General features: G+C 75.2%; 1 protein-coding gene. It reads left to right on the top strand.

Features of this window, described 5'->3' with window-relative positions:
- The coding region (locus tag CCN35_RS26405) for an alpha/beta fold hydrolase (protein WP_086794603.1) at positions 1–820 on the top strand (820 nt) is incomplete at its 5' end.
- Positions 821–1,132 lie beyond the last annotated feature (312 nt).

The following is a 1,132-nucleotide window of genomic DNA, read 5'->3' as shown; positions in this document are numbered from 1 at the left end:
GCTGCTCGACGACGTCGTCGACGGCGAGGCGCTCGACCTGCCGGGCTTCGGGGAGTCCCCGCCGCCGGACGACGGCGACTACTCGGTCACCGGGCACGCGCGCGCGGTGATCCGCTTTCTCGACGCCTCCGGCCGCGGGCCCGTCCATCTGTTCGGCAACTCGCTGGGCGGTGCCATCTCCACGCGGGTCGCGGCCCTGCGCCCCGACCTCGTGCGTACGCTCACTCTTGTCTCGCCCGCGCTGCCCGAGATCCGGGTGCAGCGCAGCGCCGTGCCGACCGCACTGCTCGCGGTGCCGGGCATGGCCTCCCTGTTCACCAGGCTCACCCGGGAGTGGACGGCGGAGCAGCGGGTCCGCGGGGTCATGGCCCTGTGCTACGGCGATCCGAGACGGGTGACGCCGGAGGGGTTCCGCAATGCGGTACGGGAGATGGAGCGGCGGCTGCAGCTGCCGTACTTCTGGGACGCGATGGCGCGTTCCGCGCGCGGCATCGTGAACGCGTACACGCTGGGCGGCCAGCACGGGCTGTGGCGCCAGGCCGAGCGGGTCCTCGCGCCCACCCTCCTGATCTACGGCGGCCGCGACCAGCTCGTCGGCTTCCGCATGGCCCAGCGCGCGGCCCGGGCCTTCCGCGACTCCCGTCTGCTCGCCCTCCCGGACGCCGGGCACGTGGCCATGATGGAGTACCCGGATACGGTGGCCACCGCATTCCGTGAACTGCTGTCGGACACAGGCGAGTTGGAGGGCAGAGCGATGAGACGCGCGAACGCGGCCGGACAGGCCGCCGACAGGACGTCCGACGCGACCACGGGGGGTTGAGGGACCAGGTGGGACGCCACAGCCGCCGCGGGCCCGCTCCTCGGGGCAGCACCGCGGACACGACCGCAGCAGGGGACGGCCGCGAGCTGCGGCAGGGACGCGAGCCCGGGGGCGGCTCCGGGGAGGCGTGGGACCGTCCGGATCCCTGGTCCGGCCCCGGCGGCCGGCCGGAGCCGGGCCCGGTGCACGGGGCTTACCGGGGAGCGCCGCACTTCGGGGACGGGACTCCCGCCCGGGGTGTCCCTCGGTTCCCGGACGGCACCGCCGCGCACGGACCCTACGGGGCGCCCTGAGCCGGCGCTCCGTAGGGTC

The sequence above is a fragment of the Streptomyces thermovulgaris genome (assembly GCF_002155915.1).
GTDB classification, from domain to species: Bacteria; Actinomycetota; Actinomycetes; order Streptomycetales; family Streptomycetaceae; genus Streptomyces; species Streptomyces thermovulgaris.
The sequence above is the reverse complement of the archived record's forward strand: the minus strand, read 5'-3'. Positions and strand labels throughout refer to the sequence as shown.